The sequence below is a fragment of the Larkinella humicola genome, from assembly GCF_008727875.1.
GTDB lineage: Bacteria > Bacteroidota > Bacteroidia > Cytophagales > Spirosomataceae > Larkinella > Larkinella humicola.
Genome location: NZ_VTWS01000001.1, coordinates 659047 through 676196 on the forward strand (window position 1 = coordinate 659047; position 17150 = coordinate 676196).

General features: G+C 52.3%; 11 protein-coding genes. 3 read left to right on the plus strand and 8 right to left on the minus strand.

What is annotated here, in order from left to right:
* Nucleotides 1-6: 6 nt before the first annotated feature.
* The 5 genes from F0P93_RS02835 to F0P93_RS02855 form a co-directional block, all read right to left on the minus strand.
* Nucleotides 7-1155: an FAD-dependent monooxygenase gene (locus tag F0P93_RS02835; protein ID WP_225309347.1), complete on the minus strand. Its 1149-nt coding sequence runs from the start codon at nucleotides 1153-1155 to the stop codon at nucleotides 7-9.
* Nucleotides 1156-1272: 117 nt separating this feature from the next.
* Complete coding sequence (locus tag F0P93_RS02840; protein ID WP_150874845.1) at nucleotides 1273-2610, minus strand: sensor histidine kinase; 1338 nt, start codon at nucleotides 2608-2610, stop codon at nucleotides 1273-1275.
* A gap of 236 nt (nucleotides 2611-2846) precedes the next feature.
* Nucleotides 2847-5114 carry an aconitate hydratase gene (locus F0P93_RS02845; protein WP_150874846.1) on the minus strand — a complete coding sequence of 756 codons (2268 nt, stop codon included), beginning with the start codon at nucleotides 5112-5114 and terminating at the stop codon, nucleotides 2847-2849.
* Between the two features lie 206 nt (nucleotides 5115-5320).
* A complete protein-coding gene (locus F0P93_RS02850; RefSeq protein WP_150874847.1) occupies nucleotides 5321-6094 on the minus strand; it encodes a glycosyltransferase family 2 protein in 774 nt (257 codons plus the stop codon).
* 60 nt (nucleotides 6095-6154) lie between these two features.
* Nucleotides 6155-7873 (minus strand): LIC_10190 family membrane protein, encoded by a 1719-nt coding sequence (locus F0P93_RS02855; protein ID WP_150874848.1) that lies wholly within the window; start codon nucleotides 7871-7873, stop codon nucleotides 6155-6157.
* Nucleotides 7874-8297: 424 nt separating this feature from the next.
* Here F0P93_RS02855 and topA point away from each other — a divergent pair, with 424 nt between their 5' ends.
* Together topA and F0P93_RS02865 are read left to right on the plus strand one after the other, a co-directional pair.
* The gene (gene topA / locus F0P93_RS02860) at nucleotides 8298-10850 is read left to right on the plus strand and encodes a type I DNA topoisomerase (RefSeq protein ID WP_150874849.1); all 2553 of its coding nucleotides are present in this window, start codon (nucleotides 8298-8300) and stop codon (nucleotides 10848-10850) included.
* A 164-nt stretch (nucleotides 10851-11014) separates the two neighbouring features.
* Nucleotides 11015-11725, plus strand: a complete 711-nt coding sequence (locus F0P93_RS02865; protein WP_150874850.1) for an SIR2 family NAD-dependent protein deacylase — start codon at nucleotides 11015-11017, stop codon at nucleotides 11723-11725.
* Here the strand turns inward: F0P93_RS02865 and F0P93_RS02870 are convergent.
* Together F0P93_RS02870 and F0P93_RS02875 are read right to left on the minus strand one after the other, a co-directional pair.
* Nucleotides 11703-12593 (minus strand): YitT family protein, encoded by an 891-nt coding sequence (locus F0P93_RS02870; protein ID WP_150874851.1) that lies wholly within the window; start codon nucleotides 12591-12593, stop codon nucleotides 11703-11705. The two genes, F0P93_RS02865 and F0P93_RS02870, sit on opposite strands and share 23 nt — an antisense overlap.
* A 155-nt stretch (nucleotides 12594-12748) precedes the next feature.
* Nucleotides 12749-13090, minus strand: a complete 342-nt coding sequence (locus F0P93_RS02875; protein WP_150874852.1) for a hypothetical protein — start codon at nucleotides 13088-13090, stop codon at nucleotides 12749-12751.
* A 190-nt stretch (nucleotides 13091-13280) separates the two neighbouring features.
* On the opposite strand from F0P93_RS02875, the gene F0P93_RS02880 reads away from it, so the two are divergent.
* Nucleotides 13281-14162 (plus strand): bifunctional 5,10-methylenetetrahydrofolate dehydrogenase/5,10-methenyltetrahydrofolate cyclohydrolase, encoded by an 882-nt coding sequence (locus F0P93_RS02880; RefSeq protein WP_150874853.1) that lies wholly within the window; start codon nucleotides 13281-13283, stop codon nucleotides 14160-14162.
* A 64-nt stretch (nucleotides 14163-14226) separates the two neighbouring features.
* Here F0P93_RS02880 and F0P93_RS02885 read toward each other — a convergent pair whose 3' ends face one another.
* Nucleotides 14227-17115 carry a hypothetical protein gene (locus F0P93_RS02885; protein ID WP_225309349.1) on the minus strand — a complete coding sequence of 963 codons (2889 nt, stop codon included), beginning with the start codon at nucleotides 17113-17115 and terminating at the stop codon, nucleotides 14227-14229.
* Nucleotides 17116-17150 lie beyond the last annotated feature (35 nt).

Consider the following 17150-nt stretch of genomic DNA (forward strand, 5'->3'; position numbering starts at 1 on the left):
ATATACTTAAAAATCCACTTTATACAAGGTTTCCAACTGTCGTTCGCTCAGGGAATCCGGTAACATCCGAAACAAGCCGTTGCGCACGGCCGCCAGCCAGGGCTGCTGCACCTGGGCCACCTGGCCAATGCGCCGGGATCTTTCCACAATCGAATGCGTTCGCTTCAGCCGCCGTTGCTCAAACCGTTTGAAAGCGTCGGAAACCGACCCGCCCCGGTCCAGTTCGTCGGCCAGAACCACCCCGTCTTCAATGGCCTGGCAAGCGCCCTGTCCCATGTTAGGCGTCGTAGCGTGTGCGGCATCACCCAGCAACAGCACATTGCCGAAAGCATACCGGGGCAGGGGTTTCAGGTCGATGATATCATTCCAGAGTAAGCCGCCATCGGTGGTTCGGGCAATAACTTCCGGAATGGGCGCGTGGTAGTCTGCAAATCGGGTCATCAGGTCATTGACCCGAATGGTTCGCATCCGTCCATCGTTCGCGGGTGCGTTGGCCGTTGCAAACCAGTAAATCTGGTTGTTGGCAAGCGGCACAATACCCACCCGACCCTGTGTGCCCCAGGTTTCAGTTGCTTCGGTCAAATTCAGTCCGGTGGCGTCCACCACCGACCGCCAGCAGGTGTAGCCTGCGTAGCGGGGTTTGGAATCGGGAAGCAACTGCTGGCGAATGGCCGAATGAATGCCGTCGGCCACCAGCAGGCAGTCGGTCTGGTGTATGGTTCCGTCGTCGAACCGTATGATGATACCTTCGTTACTTGAATCGATGGAAATGGCCCGTTTGCCCAGAATGATCGGATTACTAATCAATTGATCCATCAAAACCCGGTGCAGTGTGGCCCGGTGGATTGTAAAATTATCGGTCCCGTATTTCTGGCTAACAGCGCGGCTGTCGGTGCGGGTAATGGCCCGGCCTTGTTCGTCTCGAATGACAAATGTGTCGATGACCCGACCAGCGGGCAGAATAGCTTCCGCAATGCCTAGTTTTTGGTAAGCCTTGATGGCGTTGGCGGCCAGTACGAGTCCCGCCCCCAGCGGTTTAATGGCCGGAGCGGCCTCGAACAACGTCGCCCGAATCCCGATTTTTTGCAAAGCAATGGCGGTGGTCAGTCCCGCAATCCCACCACCGATGATGGTAAATCGATTCATATTTTTCATGATGTGGTTCTTTGATTGGCCCTATGGGTTACCTGTAGCGCAAATGTGCCCCATAAATCCCAGCAAACCCACGTCAACTTTCCTGAACCGGAAAAAGCCCCCGGTGAACCGACGCTGTCAGGGGATTAAGGGCAGGGTAACCACAAATTCGCGATCGGTTTCTTCAACTGTGGGTGTCGGCTGGCCCAGCATCTTGTATTTTGTCAGGATGTTGAGTAACCCCTTCTGGGTCGATTTGACCCGATCGACTGATTTTTTTTGCAGATTGTTCCGAACGGTCAGCAGGGCGGAGTCGGTGGTAAAAATGTGGATTTTCAGCGGAAACTCGCTGGATACGATGTTGTGTTTAACAGCATTTTCAACCAGCAATTGCAGCGTCAACGGGGGAAGCCGACACGTCATAAAGGACTCATCTACCTCAATAGTAAGCGCTATGCCCCGCGCATAGCGGGTTTGCAACAGATGAAAATACGAATGAATAAATTGCAGTTCGCGTTTCAATGTCGTCAATTCGACATCGTTGGTTTGCAGAATGTAGCGGTACACACTCGCCATTTCATCCACAAACTGCTCAGCTTTCAAAGGTTCATCGGCAATCAGCGACGACAGTGAGTTAAGGGAATTGAACAGAAAATGCGGATTCAGTTGCGATTGCAATGCCCGCATCTGCACTTCGGACATTTCCTGCCGTAGTTGCTGAACCGATAGCTCGGTTTCGAGTTGTTTCCGCTCGTGTTTTTCCTGTTGCCGTTCTATTTTCTGTTCCAGAACCGCCGTTCGGATGGCGGCTTTCCGCTGGCGGTAGCCCAGTCCCAGCGAAAAAAAAACCAGTTCGAGGATGATGCCAATCTGGATGGCGGTCAGTGGTGCCGTCCAGAATGGCGAATTGGGTCCGGCATAGGTGTCCAGATGGGTCAAAATCATGGAGGTCACCGCTCCCACCATCAGACAGGCCGAGCCGATGATGAAATACCGTGCGACGGTATCTTTCAATTGCAAAATCCTGTAGATCCCGTACACGGCCAATCCGATCATTCCCAGGCGAATGGCGGTATGTGCTGTATCGTACACTCTGGGGTACCAATCGTCGGTGATGTAACAGAGAATAAATTGCAGGCTGACGTAAAAGGCGATGTAAAGTCGGGTGTATTGAAAAATCCGGAACAAATCCGGCATTCGTTTCCGCAATCCGATAAAGGCATCGGTGAAGCCAAAATAAATAAAATAGGCTATCATGGGCGCGCAGGCCCTGATGAAATACCAATCGTTGTTGGAAAGAGAAACCGCTTTCTGGAACCCATCGAACCGGATGGCGAAATACGTCAGCCAGGTTAGCATGTAAAGCGTGTATAACCCGTAAATACGCTCCCGGTAGGTAATCCACTGAACAACATTGATCAGCAGGATCGAAATCACCATGCCGATGAACATGGTTTGCCAGACTTCATAGCTCATAGGGTACGCAGGGCTTGTGCGTTAAGGTACCGGCAAACTTACCAACGAATCAACACTTTTTTCGATGAAACGGTATAAATGGTGGGTGAAGTGTATATAAGAAAGAGTTGTTTCGCGGAGTTGAGCGGAGTAAAAAAGAGCTAAGCAGAGTTTTCTATTATGATTTCTCTGTTTAACTCCTTTTTACTCCGCTCAACTCCTCGAAACAACTCTTTCAAACACGTTATCGCAACAACTTACGCGTTTTGCTTCTGTTTGATCAGGTTCAGGGCCGAACCGGCTTTAAACCACTCGATCTGCGTTTCGTTGTAAGTGTGATTAACCTGGAATTCTTCGCTCGTTCCGTCGGAATGATTCAACCGGATCGTCAACTGTCCGTTCGGGCTGAATTCCGTCAGGCCCAGAATGTCGATCGTGTCGTCTTCGCGGATGTCTTCGTAGTCGTCCGGATTCGCAAATGTCAAGGCCAGCATGCCCTGTTTTTTCAGGTTCGTTTCGTGAATCCGGGCGAATGACTTCACCAGAATGGCCCGAACACCCAAAAACCGGGGTTCCATAGCCGCGTGTTCGCGCGACGAGCCTTCGCCGTAGTTTTCGTCACCCACCACAATCGAACCAATGCCGGCCGCTTTGTAAGCCCGCTGCACAGCCGGTACTTCGCCAAATTCGCCCGACAACTGGTTTTTGACGGTATTGGTCTTTTCATTGTAGAAATTGACCGCCCCGATCAGCATGTTGTTCGAAATATTGTCGAGGTGACCCCGGTATTTCAACCACGGACCCGCCATCGAAATGTGATCGGTCGTACACTTGCCTTTCGCCTTGATCAACAGTTTCAGGCCCGTCAGGTCGGTTCCTTCCCAGGCTTTGAACGATTCGAGCAGTTGCAAACGATCCGAAGTCGGGCTAACGGCAATCTGAATGCCGCTGCCATCTTCGGCCGGAGCCTGATAACCGGCATCATCCACGGCAAAACCGTTGACGGGCAATTCGATTCCCTGTGGTTCGTCCAGCATCACCGATTCGCCGGTTTCGCTGATCAGGCTGTCCGTCATCGGGTTAAACGTCAGACTACCGGCAATCGCCATCGCCGTCACCAGTTCGGGTGAAGCCACAAAGGCGTGGGTGGTGGCCAGACCGTCGTTCCGCTTGGCAAAGTTCCGGTTAAAGGACGTAATGATGGAGTTTTGACGTTTCGGATCATCGATGTGACGCGCCCATTGCCCGATACAGGGTCCGCAGGCATTGGCCAGAACGACACCGCCAATTTGCTCGAAGGTCGTTAGTAAACCGTCGCGCTGGGTCGTAAACCGAACCAGTTCCGAGCCTGGCGTTACCGTATATTCCGAATGGGTTTTCAGATTTTTGGAAATGGCCTGACGGGCAATCGAAGCCGCGCGGGTCAAATCTTCGTACGACGAGTTGGTGCAGGAACCGATCAGACCGACATCCAGTTTTTCAGGCCAGCCGTTTTCTTTCACAGCCTGCGCAAATTTGGACAGCGGCCAGGCCAGATCCGGCGTGTAGGGACCGTTGACGTGGGGTTCGAGTTCCGACAGGTTGATCTCGATCACCTGGTCGTAGTAAGAAGCCGGATCGGCGTATACTTCGTCGTCCGAACGCAGGTGCTGACGAACGGCATGAGCCGCATCGGCCACGTCGGCGCGGTCGGTAGCCCGGAGGTAATCGCCCATTTTTTCGTCGTAGGCAAAAATCGACGTCGTTGCTCCGATTTCGGCGCCCATGTTACAAATGGTGCCTTTTCCGGTGGCCGACAGACTATCCGCGCCCTCCCCAAAATATTCCACGATGCAGCCTGTTCCACCTTTAACGGTCAGAATACCGGCTACGCGCAGGATGATATCTTTAGCCGAAGCCCAGCCCGACAGTTTTCCGACCAGTTTGATACCGATCAGTTTTGGCATTTTCAGTTCCCAGGGCAAACCGGCCATGACGTCACAGGCATCAGCACCACCGACCCCAATGGCGATCATGCCCAATCCACCGGCGTTTGGCGTGTGCGAATCCGTCCCGATCATCAAACCGCCCGGAAACGCGTAGTTTTCGATTACGACCTGGTGAATAATCCCGGCACCCGGTTTCCAGAAACCGATTCCGTATTTGTCGGACACTGACGCCAGGAAGGCGTATACCTCCCGATTTTTATTGTTGGCATTTTCCAGATCCTGCACAGCCCCCACTTCAGCCTGGATCAGGTGATCGCAGTGAACGGTTGACGGCACAGCCACTTTGGAACGGCCGGCCTGCATAAACTGCAACAACGCCATTTGGGCTGTTGCGTCCTGCATTGCCACGCGATCGGGAGCAAAATCTACATAGTCTTTGCCCCGATTGAACGCCTTCTGGGCGATTCCGTTGCTAAGGTGGGCGTACAATATTTTTTCCGACAGCGTGAGCGGATGTCCCACAACGTGTCGGGCTGCTTCGACACGTTCGCCGAAACCATCGTATACGCGCTGAATCATGTCAAAATCAAAAGCCATAGACAGGAGGAATTAGCAGTGAATAGTAAAATGTATTTGAATAAACAACACCGGCTACCGGAAAATGAGTTTCCTGATGAGCGTGTCAAAATTAGGTGATTTTCATTCTAAAATAAAACAGGATGGAATTTTCCCGATAATTTGTAAACGTTATCGATATTCCGTTCCCTTTTTGGGGGCTATTTGCAGAAACAAGTCTGGAGAAGTCAATTACTACTCGACATGGCATTCGGGGTGTCCACCGTGAGGTCGGTTTGGGAGCTGGATTTCCAGTCCAGCAAATTGTATTTAAGAATGCAGAATATGGCCCGAAAACCGTCGCGCCAACCGATTTTTTTCCCCTCCTGATACGTCCGGCCATAATACGAAATGCCAACTTCGTAGATCCGGATACCCGGAATACGGGCGATCTTAGCGGTTACTTCCGGTTCAAACCCAAACCGTTTTTCGGTCAGGTCGATCGACTTGATGATCTCGCTCCGGAACACCTTGAAACAGGTTTCCATGTCGGTCAGGTTCAAATCAGTAAGCATGTTCGAGAGCAGCGTCAGAAACCGGTTGCCAACGGTATGCCAGAAATACAATACCCGGTGCGGTCGCCCCCCCATAAAACGGGACCCGTATACCACATCCGCCCGACCGGCCAGCAACGGCTGCAACAAATGACCGTATTCTTCGGGATCATATTCCAGGTCGGCATCCTGAATGATGATAAAATTCCCGTGCGCGCATTGAATGCCTACCCGCAATGCCTCGCCTTTTCCCTGATTAACAGCCTGTTTGATATACCGAACGGTGGTGTCGGCATGATGCTCTTTAAACCGCCGGACGACCGATTCGGTTTGGTCCGTAGAACCGTCGTCTACGACGATAATTTCCCGACTCAACTGACCAGGAAGGCCGACTCCGGCCACTCGTTTCAAAACGAAACCGATGGTTTTTTCCTCGTTGTAAGCAGGAATGATAATCGATAAAAGCATAGAAAAAAGTGAGTTTATCCCCTATTTTAACAGCTTTTATTTACTTTATCGACAAAACGGTTACAAATTTTTATTTTGAAGGACGAGCGTACTGCGAAACCCGTCCGCGACGGACTGGCCCCGCAATTCCAGATCCGGATAATAATACGGCGAGCAGGGCTCTTCCAGTTCGAAACAACTCTGCACGGTGGGGGTATTGACCGGAACCAGCACCACCAAGCCACTTTGGGTACGTTCGCGGGTAAACAGTTCGGCCACCGTACCGTAATCACGATAGGTCAGTGGCTTTGGAAACAGGGCATAGGTTTGCAGTGGGAACCGCTCTTTCCAGAGAAAAACATACCCATAATACCCCAGCAAAATGCCGATCAGCCCCACCACGAGGGTGTTGGTCCAGGGCATGATATTCCAGAAATTGGTTTTAGCCGGCAGGAAGGGTAAAACGGGCAAAAAAGCGGTCATCCAGACAAAGGCATACCCGAACCGGAATTCCGGAGCCGATAAGAACCAGAACAGGAAACCGGCCAATGCAGCCCCGTAGGGCATCACCAGCGGTTGAAAACGGATTCGGCGCACGGGACTAAAAAAATGGCTCAGGGCCAGAAAAGGTGACACGACGGCCAGCAGCCAGGTTGGTTTGTTCAGAAAATAATAATCTTTGTATTGCCACCAGGCTGGAATCCATTCCGACGCCGGTGTTTTCAGACGTGATGCGTCATAATACGGTTCGATAATCCGGAATTTGGCCCAGAACTCGACAAAATCCTTTTCAAAACGCACCCGCTCCACCGGAATTTTCCAATCAAATGAAAACAGGTCCAGCGCCGGGAAAGGATACAGCAGATACCCCGACAGAATCGTTGTCCGAACCATCCAGGGCAAAACCGTCAACAGACCCAACCCGCCCATCCACACGAAATGACGGACGGTAAGCTGCTTTCTGACCGCCCAGGCAAGCGGCACCAGACCCAGCGCAATGGGAATCGTTGCTAATTTGACTGTAATGCAAACACAAACCAGCATGAACAGGAGGACGTGTCGAATGGAAAAAACCGGTCGAAGTTCCAGCCAGATCAGGAAGATGGTAATGGGCAGCAGCGCCCCCCACACATCGGGCGTCGGCGAAAAGACTTGCCGAATCTGGTAGAAAAGCAGAAGGCTCAGAATGACAACGGCTAAAAACCGGACGGGCGTGGCCGAGCGGATCTGGCTCAACAGCCGCCAGCAGACGACGAGATACAGAAATCCGTTGAGCGGAAACAGCGTCTGACCTGCCCAGTCCGTGAAACCAAAGGCCGCCGAAGTGACCAGAAAACTGGAATTAAAAGCCAGCCGTCCGTGCAGATTACCCAAACCGGGAATGACCCGAAACCGTTCGTACCAGCGCATGGAAGGCAAATGGTACATCCCACTGTCGATGTTGGCCGGTTCGAGGGCTGAGTAGAGCAATACAACCACCACAAAGAGCCAGAAAAGCGGAATCTGTTTCTGCTGCCGCGTAAATCGCCGAAAATAAGCCAAAACGGAGGGCGGAGACCCTGCGGCCATCAAAACCGCCCCGGCCAGCCAGCCCAGAGCCAGGTAATGGTTGGCTGGCAGGAAAATGGAAGCCAGTTGCACGAACACAACCAGCAGACACAGCCCGACCAACACCAGATCACTCCCTTTGACCGGCTCCGAATCATTGATCAAGCGCCATCGAATCAACAGTTTGTAGAAAGATAAACCGTAAGCAAAACAACCGGACGCCAGAACCGCCCACAGAACCAGAAGTATCATTTTAAGAGATTGAAGCGATTAAAACCGAAAGATCGTCCGCCGAAGTGGCCATGGCGGATCGTTTCATCCTTCAACATTAGGCATTTTAGGGGTTGAATTCACAAATAAAATTATTTCTTTTCTAAACGGCGTCATCATCCGGCAGACTCAAGGGCTTCAACCTGATTAATAATAGAGGGTTAAACCGCCAAAGCCGTTGCCTCAACGTAGTTTCCGGCCCCAATCCTGCGGTTGAATCTGATCATTTTTACCTAGTTTTCCTGAACGTTTAGCCCCCCAAAATCGTTATAAAAACGCAACGATCACCCGCCCGGCCACCTTTCCCGCCTATAGATTTGTAAGTATTACGTCTTTTGCTTCTATATTTGGCACGAGACGTGGGGACCGATTGTCGGTGCAGTTTTAACATTCAACCTGAATCTATATGTCAAAAAACCTGGTTATCGTGGAATCACCCGCGAAGGCGAGGACCATTGAAGGGTATCTGGGTAAAGATTTCGTGGTAAAATCGAGCTATGGTCATGTTCGGGATTTACCAAAAGATGATATGGCGATTGACATCCAGAATGGCTTTCGTCCGATCTACGAAGTCTCTCCCGATAAACGACAGGTTATCAGTGAATTAAAGAAACTGGTAAAGGAATCTGAGGTCATCTGGCTCGCAACGGACGACGACCGCGAAGGGGAAGCCATCTCCTGGCATTTGAAAGAAGCACTGGGTCTGAAAGACGATACCAAACGGATTGTTTTTCATGAGATTACCAAAAAAGCGATTCAGAACGCCATTGATTCACCCCGTCTGATCGATATTGATTTGGTGAATGCCCAGCAGGCCCGTCGTGTTCTTGACCGGCTGGTGGGGTTTGAATTGTCACCGGTTTTATGGAAAAAGATCAAATCGGGCAGTTCGATGGCCTTATCGGCGGGTCGCGTGCAATCGGTTGCGGTTCGGCTCATAGTGGAGCGCGAACGTGAAATCGACGGCCACAGCACGAAATCCAGCTACAAGGTGACGGCCCAGTTCATTGTCGACAACGGCAAGATTCTGAACGCCGAATTGCCCAAAAATTTCGGCACGCTCGACGAAGCGCGCGCTTTTCTGGACAAATGCCGGGCAGCCATTTTCACGATCAAAAATCTGGAAACCAAACCCGCCAAGAAATCGCCCGCACCGCCCTTTACCACCTCGACGCTGCAACAGGAAGCCTCCCGCAAATTGTCATTCTCGGTTTTGCAAACCATGACCCTGGCGCAAAAACTGTACGAGAGCGGGAAGATTTCTTACATGCGGACGGACTCGATCAGTCTGTCGCAGGAAGCCATCGACAAGGCGAAACAGGCGATTACGACCGATTTTGGGGAGAAATACGTTCATACCCGCCAATACAAAACCAAATCCGAATCGGCGCAGGAAGCCCACGAAGCCATTCGACCAACCGATTTTTCGGTCAAAACCGCCGGGGGTGACCGCAACGAACAACGCTTGTATGACCTGATCTGGAAACGCTCCATTGCCTCCCAAATGGCAGATGCCCAACTGGAACGGACGACAGCCACCATCGGCATTTCGACCACGCCGGAAGAATTGATTGCACAAGGTGAGGTGATCAAGTTCGACGGTTTTCTGAAAGTGTATCTGGAATCTACCGACGACGAAGACGAAGAAAGCAAAGGCATGCTGCCTCCACTTTCGATTGGTCAGGTGTTGAATCTGGATCAGATGAAAGCCTCTCAACGATTCAGCCGCCCTGCTCCCCGGTATACGGAAGCCAGTCTGGTGAAAAAACTGGAAGAAATGGGTATCGGCCGGCCGTCGACCTACGCGCCGACGATTTCGACCATCGTTAAACGGCAGTACGTCATCAAGGAAGACCGGCCCGGCAAAGAGCGCGATTTCAAGGAATTGATTCTGAAAAAGGGTGAAATCGAGGAAAAAACCGGCAAAGAAAATTACGGTTCCGAAAAAGCCAAGCTCTTCCCAACCAACATGGGGTTGGTGGTGAACGATTTTCTGGTCGAATATTTCGAAGGGATTGTCGATTATAAGTTTACGGCCAACGTCGAGAAGGAATTTGATGAGATCGCCAACGGCAAAATGGGTTGGCAGGACATGATTCAGAATTTCTACGGCGACTTCCACCGGAACGTAGAAACCGTGCAGGGTGCCGCTCCAACGGGCTCGAAACCGGGTAGCCGGGATTTGGGAATTCACCCTGAATCGGGCAAAAAGGTGTCGGCCCGACTCGGAAAATACGGCGCTTACGTCCAGATTGGGGAAGCCACCGACGAAGACAAACCGCAGTTTGCCAACCTCAAAAAAGACCAGTTGATCGAAACCATCTCACTCGAAGATGCCCTCGATCTGTTCTCGCTGCCCCGCGAAGTCGGCTTTTTTGAAGACAAACCGATGGTGATCGGCATTGGCAAGTTTGGCCCGTATGTCCGGCACGACGACAAGTACGTCTCGCTTTCGAAAGAAGACGATCCCTACACGATTACGGCCGAACGCACCGTCGAACTGATTCAGCAAAAGCGGTTGGAAAACATCAGCGAATCCATCGGGGAGTTTGAAGGCAAGCTGATTTCCACCGGAAAAGGCCGTTTTGGCCCGTATGTCAAACACGACGACAAATACATTTCGCTGCCGAAAGGCGAATCGCCTGCCGGTTTGACGCTGGAACGCGCCATCGAACTGATTCAGGCCAAACGCTTGACGGAGAGCAATAAATACATCAAGGAGTTTCCGGAAAATCCGGCGGTGAAAGTCGTCAACGGTATGTATGGCCCCTACATTGCCATCGGAAAACGGAATGTCAAAATCCCGAAGGATGTTGAACCGGCAACGTTGACCCTGGAAGACTGCCTGAAACTGGCGGGCGATACGGGTAGCGAGGAAAAACCCAAAGCAAAGAAAGTGTCAAAAGCACCGGCAACACGTCCCGCTGCGGCCAAGAAAACCGCTGTAAAAAAGAAGTAAATACCGCTCCGTCCATCGGTATGAAGCCACTCAATCAAAATTGAGTGGCTTTTTTTACCATTTCATCAGGGCGCTTTCCTGCCCGAGCAGTCATGGTTAGAAACAGCCGCTTTTTAGTTTCCGAAAGTTGAACTACTTTAAGCGCGCATTCTGTAGTATGTATCATGCCCAAACGTCTTAAACTGGTTGTGCTTTCCGGTGCCGGGATCAGTGCCGAAAGCGGCTTGAAAACCTTCCGTGACTCCAACGGGCTGTGGGAAAACCACCGCATCGAAGATGTTGCCACGCCCGAAGGCTGGGCGAAAGATCCGGATCTGGTGCTTGAATTTTATAACCAGCGCCGGAAACAGGCCCTGGCCGCCCAGCCCAACGCCGGCCATCTCGCGTTAAAATCCCTGGAGAAGTCTTATGAGGTGACCATTATCACCCAGAACGTAGATAATCTGCACGAAAAAGCCGGTTCGTCGTCGGTGATCCACCTGCACGGCGAACTGTTCAAGTCGCGCAGCACGCGGGATGAAAACCTGGTGTACGACATCGACGGCTGGGAGTTGAAACGGAACGATCGCTGTGAAAAAGGGGCGCAATTGCGCCCCCACATTGTCTGGTTTGGCGAAGCCGTGCCGATGATGGAAACTGCCGTTGACCTGACCCATGCCGCCGACATTCTGATCATTGTCGGCACCTCGATGGTGGTTTATCCGGCAGCCGGTTTGATCGACTACGTTCGGCCGGGGGTCCCGATTTACGTGGTCGATCCGAACGTGCCGGATATACGTCCCCGCAAAAATCTGACGTTTATTCCCGAACCAGCCACGACGGGATTGTCGCGGCTGGCCGAGCAGTTGATCGTCAATGCAGCGGGCGGGGCTTGATCATCCCGCCTTTTACGTCGGCGATGCTGTGTTCAATCAGAAAGGCTTTTTCGTCGACTTCACTAATTTTATCTTTCAAGCGGGTGATCTCCAGGCGGGTAACAACCGCGTACAGAATATTGATGTCGTTTTCCCGCATGCCGCGTTTGCCGAATCCTTTCTCACCCTTCAGAACGGTGACCCCGCGTTCGAGTTCTTCCGTGATCAATTGGCGCACTTCTTCGTGCCGATCCGAAACAATCATAACGGCGATGTATTCCTCAATTCCGTGGATGATGAAATCAACGGTTTTAGAGGCTGAGAGATACGTCAACATGGCGTAAAGGGCGGTTTCAACGTTGATAAACACGGCGGCTGACCCAAAAATCAGGACGTTAATCACCATGATGACATCTCCTACCGACAAGGGTGACCGCCGGCTTACGTAAATTGCAAGTACCTCCGTACCATCGAGAACTCCGCCCCCCCGCATGGTGAGCCCGATCCCGGCACCGAGGAAAAACCCACCAAAGACGGCAATCAGCAGTTTATCCGTTGTCACAATGGGATACGGAATAAAAGCGAGGCACAAAGCCAGCAATCCAATTCCGACGGCGGTTTTGATGGCAAACACCCAGGAAACCTGTCGAAATCCCATCCAGATAAACGGTAAACTGACCACGACCACCAATATGGACAGGTCAATACCGGTTTTGATCTGAAGCAGCAGCGAAATACCGATAACGCCCCCGTCCAGAAAATCATTGGGTAATAAAAATCCTTTTAGTCCCATTCCGGCGCAGAGAACGCCCAGTACAATAAATATAGCTTCTTTAATTTCACGAAAAACGGCCGAATTTCGGGCGCGTTGTATGCGTTTTTTCACCATGATTCCTGAGTTGATTGTGGATAATTAACTGATTATCAAAACCATATATATTTACAGTCTCTTCCTGATCCGTTGACCTCACAGATTGTGTCAGCGGCTGAACGGTAGAATTCCTACGAAAGGTCGCAAGGATTTCAGGAGTAAATACAGTAATCTCAGGGGGCGTTGATGGCGATCTGGTGGCCAAAAAGACGCCGAAACCAGGCGAAAAAATAATAGAAGACATCGCGCCGGAGAGGAAGCGCCACACCGTTGATCGACACCCCAATTGCAGAAATAATTGCAAAAAAGGGCAACGGAATCTGGTGAGAAACCGTGGGGGTGACCAGGGCTTCGTGAACAAACAACTGAGTAAAACCGTCGGTTAGATTGTCCGTCAGTTCAAAACCGGATGACACATCAATCGTCGCCACTTTCAGGGACGGCTCCTTCCCCTGTTCAGCAGACACCCCGGCCCGGGAGGCCAGCGTCCACCCGATCAGGAGGAAAGAAATCACATGAAAAAGGGGGCGATACAAGGGCATCAAAGAATCATTTTTAGTCAAACGATGGTAAATCCCACAGTGCGGATTTTACAAGTATACTAAATTTTTCGCTAAAAAGCCAGCCTGCTTTCAAACAATGTGCAAGAAAACCGGCCAATCGTCTGCGTAAAACCGCTACCTTTGCGTTTTATCGAATTAGCGCATGCAACTCCTCGACGGAAAAGTTCTCTCCCAGCAAATCAAACAGGAACTCGCGGCTGAAGTCGCCGAAATTAAATCCCAGGGTGGCAAAACTCCGCACCTGGTCGCCATTCTGGTCGGCACGGCGGGGCGTAGTGAAACCTACGTAGCCAGCAAAATGAAGAGCTGCGAAGAAATCGGCATGGCCTCGACGCTCATCCGGTTCGAGGATACGGTTTCCGAAGCGGAGCTGATCGACGCCGTTCAGGCCGTCAACGCCAATCCGGACATGGACGGTCTGATTGTTCAGTTGCCCCTGCCCGCCCACATTTCGGCCGACAAAGTCATGGAAACCATCGATCCGGCCAAAGACGTGGACGGTTTTCATCCCATCAACATTGGCCGGATGGCCAAAGGATTACCGGCCTATATTTCGGCCACTCCGCAGGGCATTCTGGAAATGCTGCAACGGTATCAGATCGAAACCGCCGGCAAGCACTGCGTGGTGGTGGGCCGCAGTCAGATTGTGGGTTTACCCATGAGCATCCTGATGCAGCGCAACACATACCCCGGCAATTGCACGGTGACCATGACCCACAGCCGGACGCAAAATCTGCCGGAAATTTGTCGTTCGGCGGATATTCTGATTGCCGCTCTGGGCCGACCGGAATTTATCACCGCCGACATGGTGAAAGAAGGGGCTGTGGTAATCGACGTCGGGCTGGAACGCGTACCGGATGCCTCAAAAAAAAGCGGTTTTGCCCTGAAAGGTGATGTAAAATTCGACGAGGTGGCCCCCAAAACGAGCTACATCACCCCCGTTCCCGGTGGTGTTGGCCTGATGACGATCTGCTCCCTGATGCAAAATACGCTCAAATCGGCCCGCAAGGAAGTTTATCATTGAGTGATTTGTGATTGAGTGATGAGAAGGATGCAGTGTCACTCAATCACAAATCACTCAATCAAGATTAGAATCCCAGCCCGATCACCAGTGGCTGAACCAGCAGCTCACCGGTTTTGAGGTTGTAGAGGGTTCGGATCCCCGCTTCGAACGGCGTACGCAACCGCATGACGTTGAAGACAAACGAGAGATCCAGCCCCGTTGTATAATACTGATCGGTGACGACCCGGTTTTGCCCCTGCACGAGCACCTGGCTCTCCCCCAGCGCGGTATCGTAAAAACCGGTGGCTTTGACGCGTTGGATGTAGAGCCACCGCCCGATTGACCAGTGGGGATTGAGCAGCGGCAGGCGGTATTCCACACTGCCTGTCATCAACTGATCATAACTGACGTACGACTGACCGCGCGGATAGAAAACCGCCGGCGCAAACCGATACGTTCCCTGCATTTGCTGCTGATAGCCCGCCCGCAACCGCAACGAATGGTGTTTTCCGACCCCCGGAAAATACAGACTTCCCTGCACCGCCCACACCTCGCCGGTTAGCTTTCCGCCGAAGGGCGTATTTCGCCAGACGGCCGAAACTGCCTGTCCCCAACGGGGGCCGACATCCCGTTTGCTCTGTTTCAGGGTGCGTGAATAGGCTGCCGCGTAGGACATGCCGTGTAGCACGCGGTCAAAACCGACTTCCGTGATGGGACGCACCGGCAAGTCATATCCACTCACCTGCTGCAAATTGTAATACGCAGACAAAGAAGCGCTTTGAAAATATTTTGAGGTCGTGAGCTGAAGCGGAATCCGGAAACCGGCGTTCAACTGGTTGTAATTCCAGGCGTCGCTCCGCAACGAATCGAGCGGTGCCCGGCGGTCGATGTAGACGGACGTGGACCGCTGGCCCCGCTGAAAACCGAGGTCAAGGATCGGAAAAAGCCCCTGGTAACTGAGATTTCCGTAATAATTCACCGTTCGCTCCGACTGGTCATACCCCACACCCAGGTCGATTTGGGTGGTGCTCAAGAGATCCTGCGACCGCAACCCGACCGTTCCGCTTTGGCCGTCGGAGCCCACCACCGGGCCCCAGCTGTACACATTGACGGCGTTCAGCAACCGGTTAAAGCGTTTTTTTGGAAAATCTGCCGTTGGCGACAGCGAATCGGCCAGGGCCGTCCGCACCTGCGCACCACCCGGTTCCTGACTGATCAAGGGGCCAAAATAGCGGACGGAGCCATCGCGAACCTCGCCGACGGGAGTCCACCGGGACGGATCGAGCTGCATTTCGGCAATGCGGTAGCCTTCGGCGTGAAAATCATGGAAGCTCAGTTTCTGGCCATCGGCGGAGACTGCCGGGTGGTAGGCCCCGAGTGGCCGGGAGGTTACCTGATACGACTGCCCGGTTTTGGTATCGAGCGCATACAGGTTGTCAATGCCGGACTGGGGCGAATTGTAGAAAATATACTGTTTCCAGGGTAGGGGATGGCTAATGTTCTGCCCGGAAACCGGCAATAAATCCCGCTTGGTATTCGTCTCGGAATCAATGGATTGAATCATTTTTCCGGCTTTGGTCCGGGTCACCACCACTAGCGTTCGGTTATCGTCCTGCCAGCGGGGCTGACCATAAAAGTCATTTTCCGGATTGTCCAGAACCCGCAGTTCCTGACCGGTTTGGGCGTCGAGAATGACCAGCCGAATTTGATACGATTCGTCGTTGCGGACGGCCACCACGCGGGTTCCATCGGGCGACAGGGACGCCACCGAATAGCGGCTGTGGCTGGACAATCGTTTGAGTTGGCGGGATTTCAAATCGAAGAGCTTGATTTCGGACTGAATCCGCTGCCCGAAACGAATGTCATACCGGAATTCGGTCCAGCAGATTTTTCCGGCCGCCACCGAAAGCATTTCGGGGTTGTTGTATAAACCGGGTACCATGACTTTGGTTTCGACGCCATTCCGGTCCAGCCTTACAAACTGCGCAATATCCCCCAACCCGGATTTTAAGGCAATCACCTCGTGGTCTGACACATACTGCGGATACTGGTAATTGGTAAACACCTTTCCCGATGCAGTTACCGGAAAAGTAACCGCATCGGTTAAACGAAGACCTTCCTGTTGTTTCCGCCAGCTTTCTTCGATATCGTCCATCGACCGTCGGTAGAGTTCTTCAATCCGGTAGGTTGTCGTTTTTTTAACGCTGTTGGAAAACGAAAACGGATACAGGGGAAACCGGTAATAGCGATTCAGGGCCTTGCTCCAGGCATCTGCGCCGTAGGTTCGCTTTAGATACGTAGACATTAAGTATCCCAGAACGTAATGATTGGGCACATTGTCCCGGTACGATCCGCTGACAGCTTTGGGATATCGGAATCGTTTTCCGGCCAGTAGATTGGCCCGCATGCCCAGGTCGAAGTTTGGAATACGCCCGCGACCGGCCAGCGTCAGGGCGGTTTCTGTACCCACGGCATCGCCTTCCCAAAACCAGTCCGGCACGCCCAGGGTCAGGGCAGAAAAGGCGGAATTTCCAAAAACCGTATACGCCAGCCGCGTCAGTCCCTGCAACGCTTTATCGTATTGAACGACGTGCCGGAACTCGTGAACGGCCAGCAAATCGAGCCACTCGAGGTTTCCGGCCAGAAAAGGGTCCTGGGATGGAATGGCAAAAAACTCCGAGCGCCGGGGCATCATCGTCACAAAACCGTTGCTGACCATCGTCTGGTTTTGGAGAACCACCGACAACTTGCGGGGCCTTTTTTGCAGCGTTTCACTGACGGGTTCATATACCTGTTCCAGCCGCCGGGCGGTTTGCTGGGCGGTTTGGTCGAAACCGGTCGGATACAGAACCCGAAAGTGGGGTGTTTGCAGTTGATACCAGGGCAGGCGGGGGGGATTTTGATCCAGAACAGGGAGGGTCTGAGCCGCAGCCGACAGGGTTGTAAGCAGAATAACCGGCAACCAATAGCGCATAATTTCGAAAGAGGCCATCAAAAAAAATTGGACCG

Coding starts and splice junctions, on each gene's coding strand:
- F0P93_RS02840 (WP_150874845.1), bottom strand. CDS start 2,610: ATGAGCTATGAAGTCTGGCAAACCATGTTCATCGGCATGGTGATTTCG.
- F0P93_RS02865 (WP_150874850.1), top strand. CDS start 11,015: ATGCCCAAACGTCTTAAACTGGTTGTGCTTTCCGGTGCCGGGATCAGT.
- F0P93_RS02885 (WP_225309349.1), bottom strand. CDS start 17,115: ATGCGCTATTGGTTGCCGGTTATTCTGCTTACAACCCTGTCGGCTGCG.
- F0P93_RS02855 (WP_150874848.1), bottom strand. CDS start 7,873: ATGATACTTCTGGTTCTGTGGGCGGTTCTGGCGTCCGGTTGTTTTGCT.
- F0P93_RS02835 (WP_225309347.1), bottom strand. CDS start 1,155: ATGAAAAATATGAATCGATTTACCATCATCGGTGGTGGGATTGCGGGA.
- topA (WP_150874849.1), top strand. CDS start 8,298: ATGTCAAAAAACCTGGTTATCGTGGAATCACCCGCGAAGGCGAGGACC.
- F0P93_RS02850 (WP_150874847.1), bottom strand. CDS start 6,094: ATGCTTTTATCGATTATCATTCCTGCTTACAACGAGGAAAAAACCATC.
- F0P93_RS02845 (WP_150874846.1), bottom strand. CDS start 5,114: ATGGCTTTTGATTTTGACATGATTCAGCGCGTATACGATGGTTTCGGC.
- F0P93_RS02880 (WP_150874853.1), top strand. CDS start 13,281: ATGCAACTCCTCGACGGAAAAGTTCTCTCCCAGCAAATCAAACAGGAA.
- F0P93_RS02870 (WP_150874851.1), bottom strand. CDS start 12,593: ATGGTGAAAAAACGCATACAACGCGCCCGAAATTCGGCCGTTTTTCGT.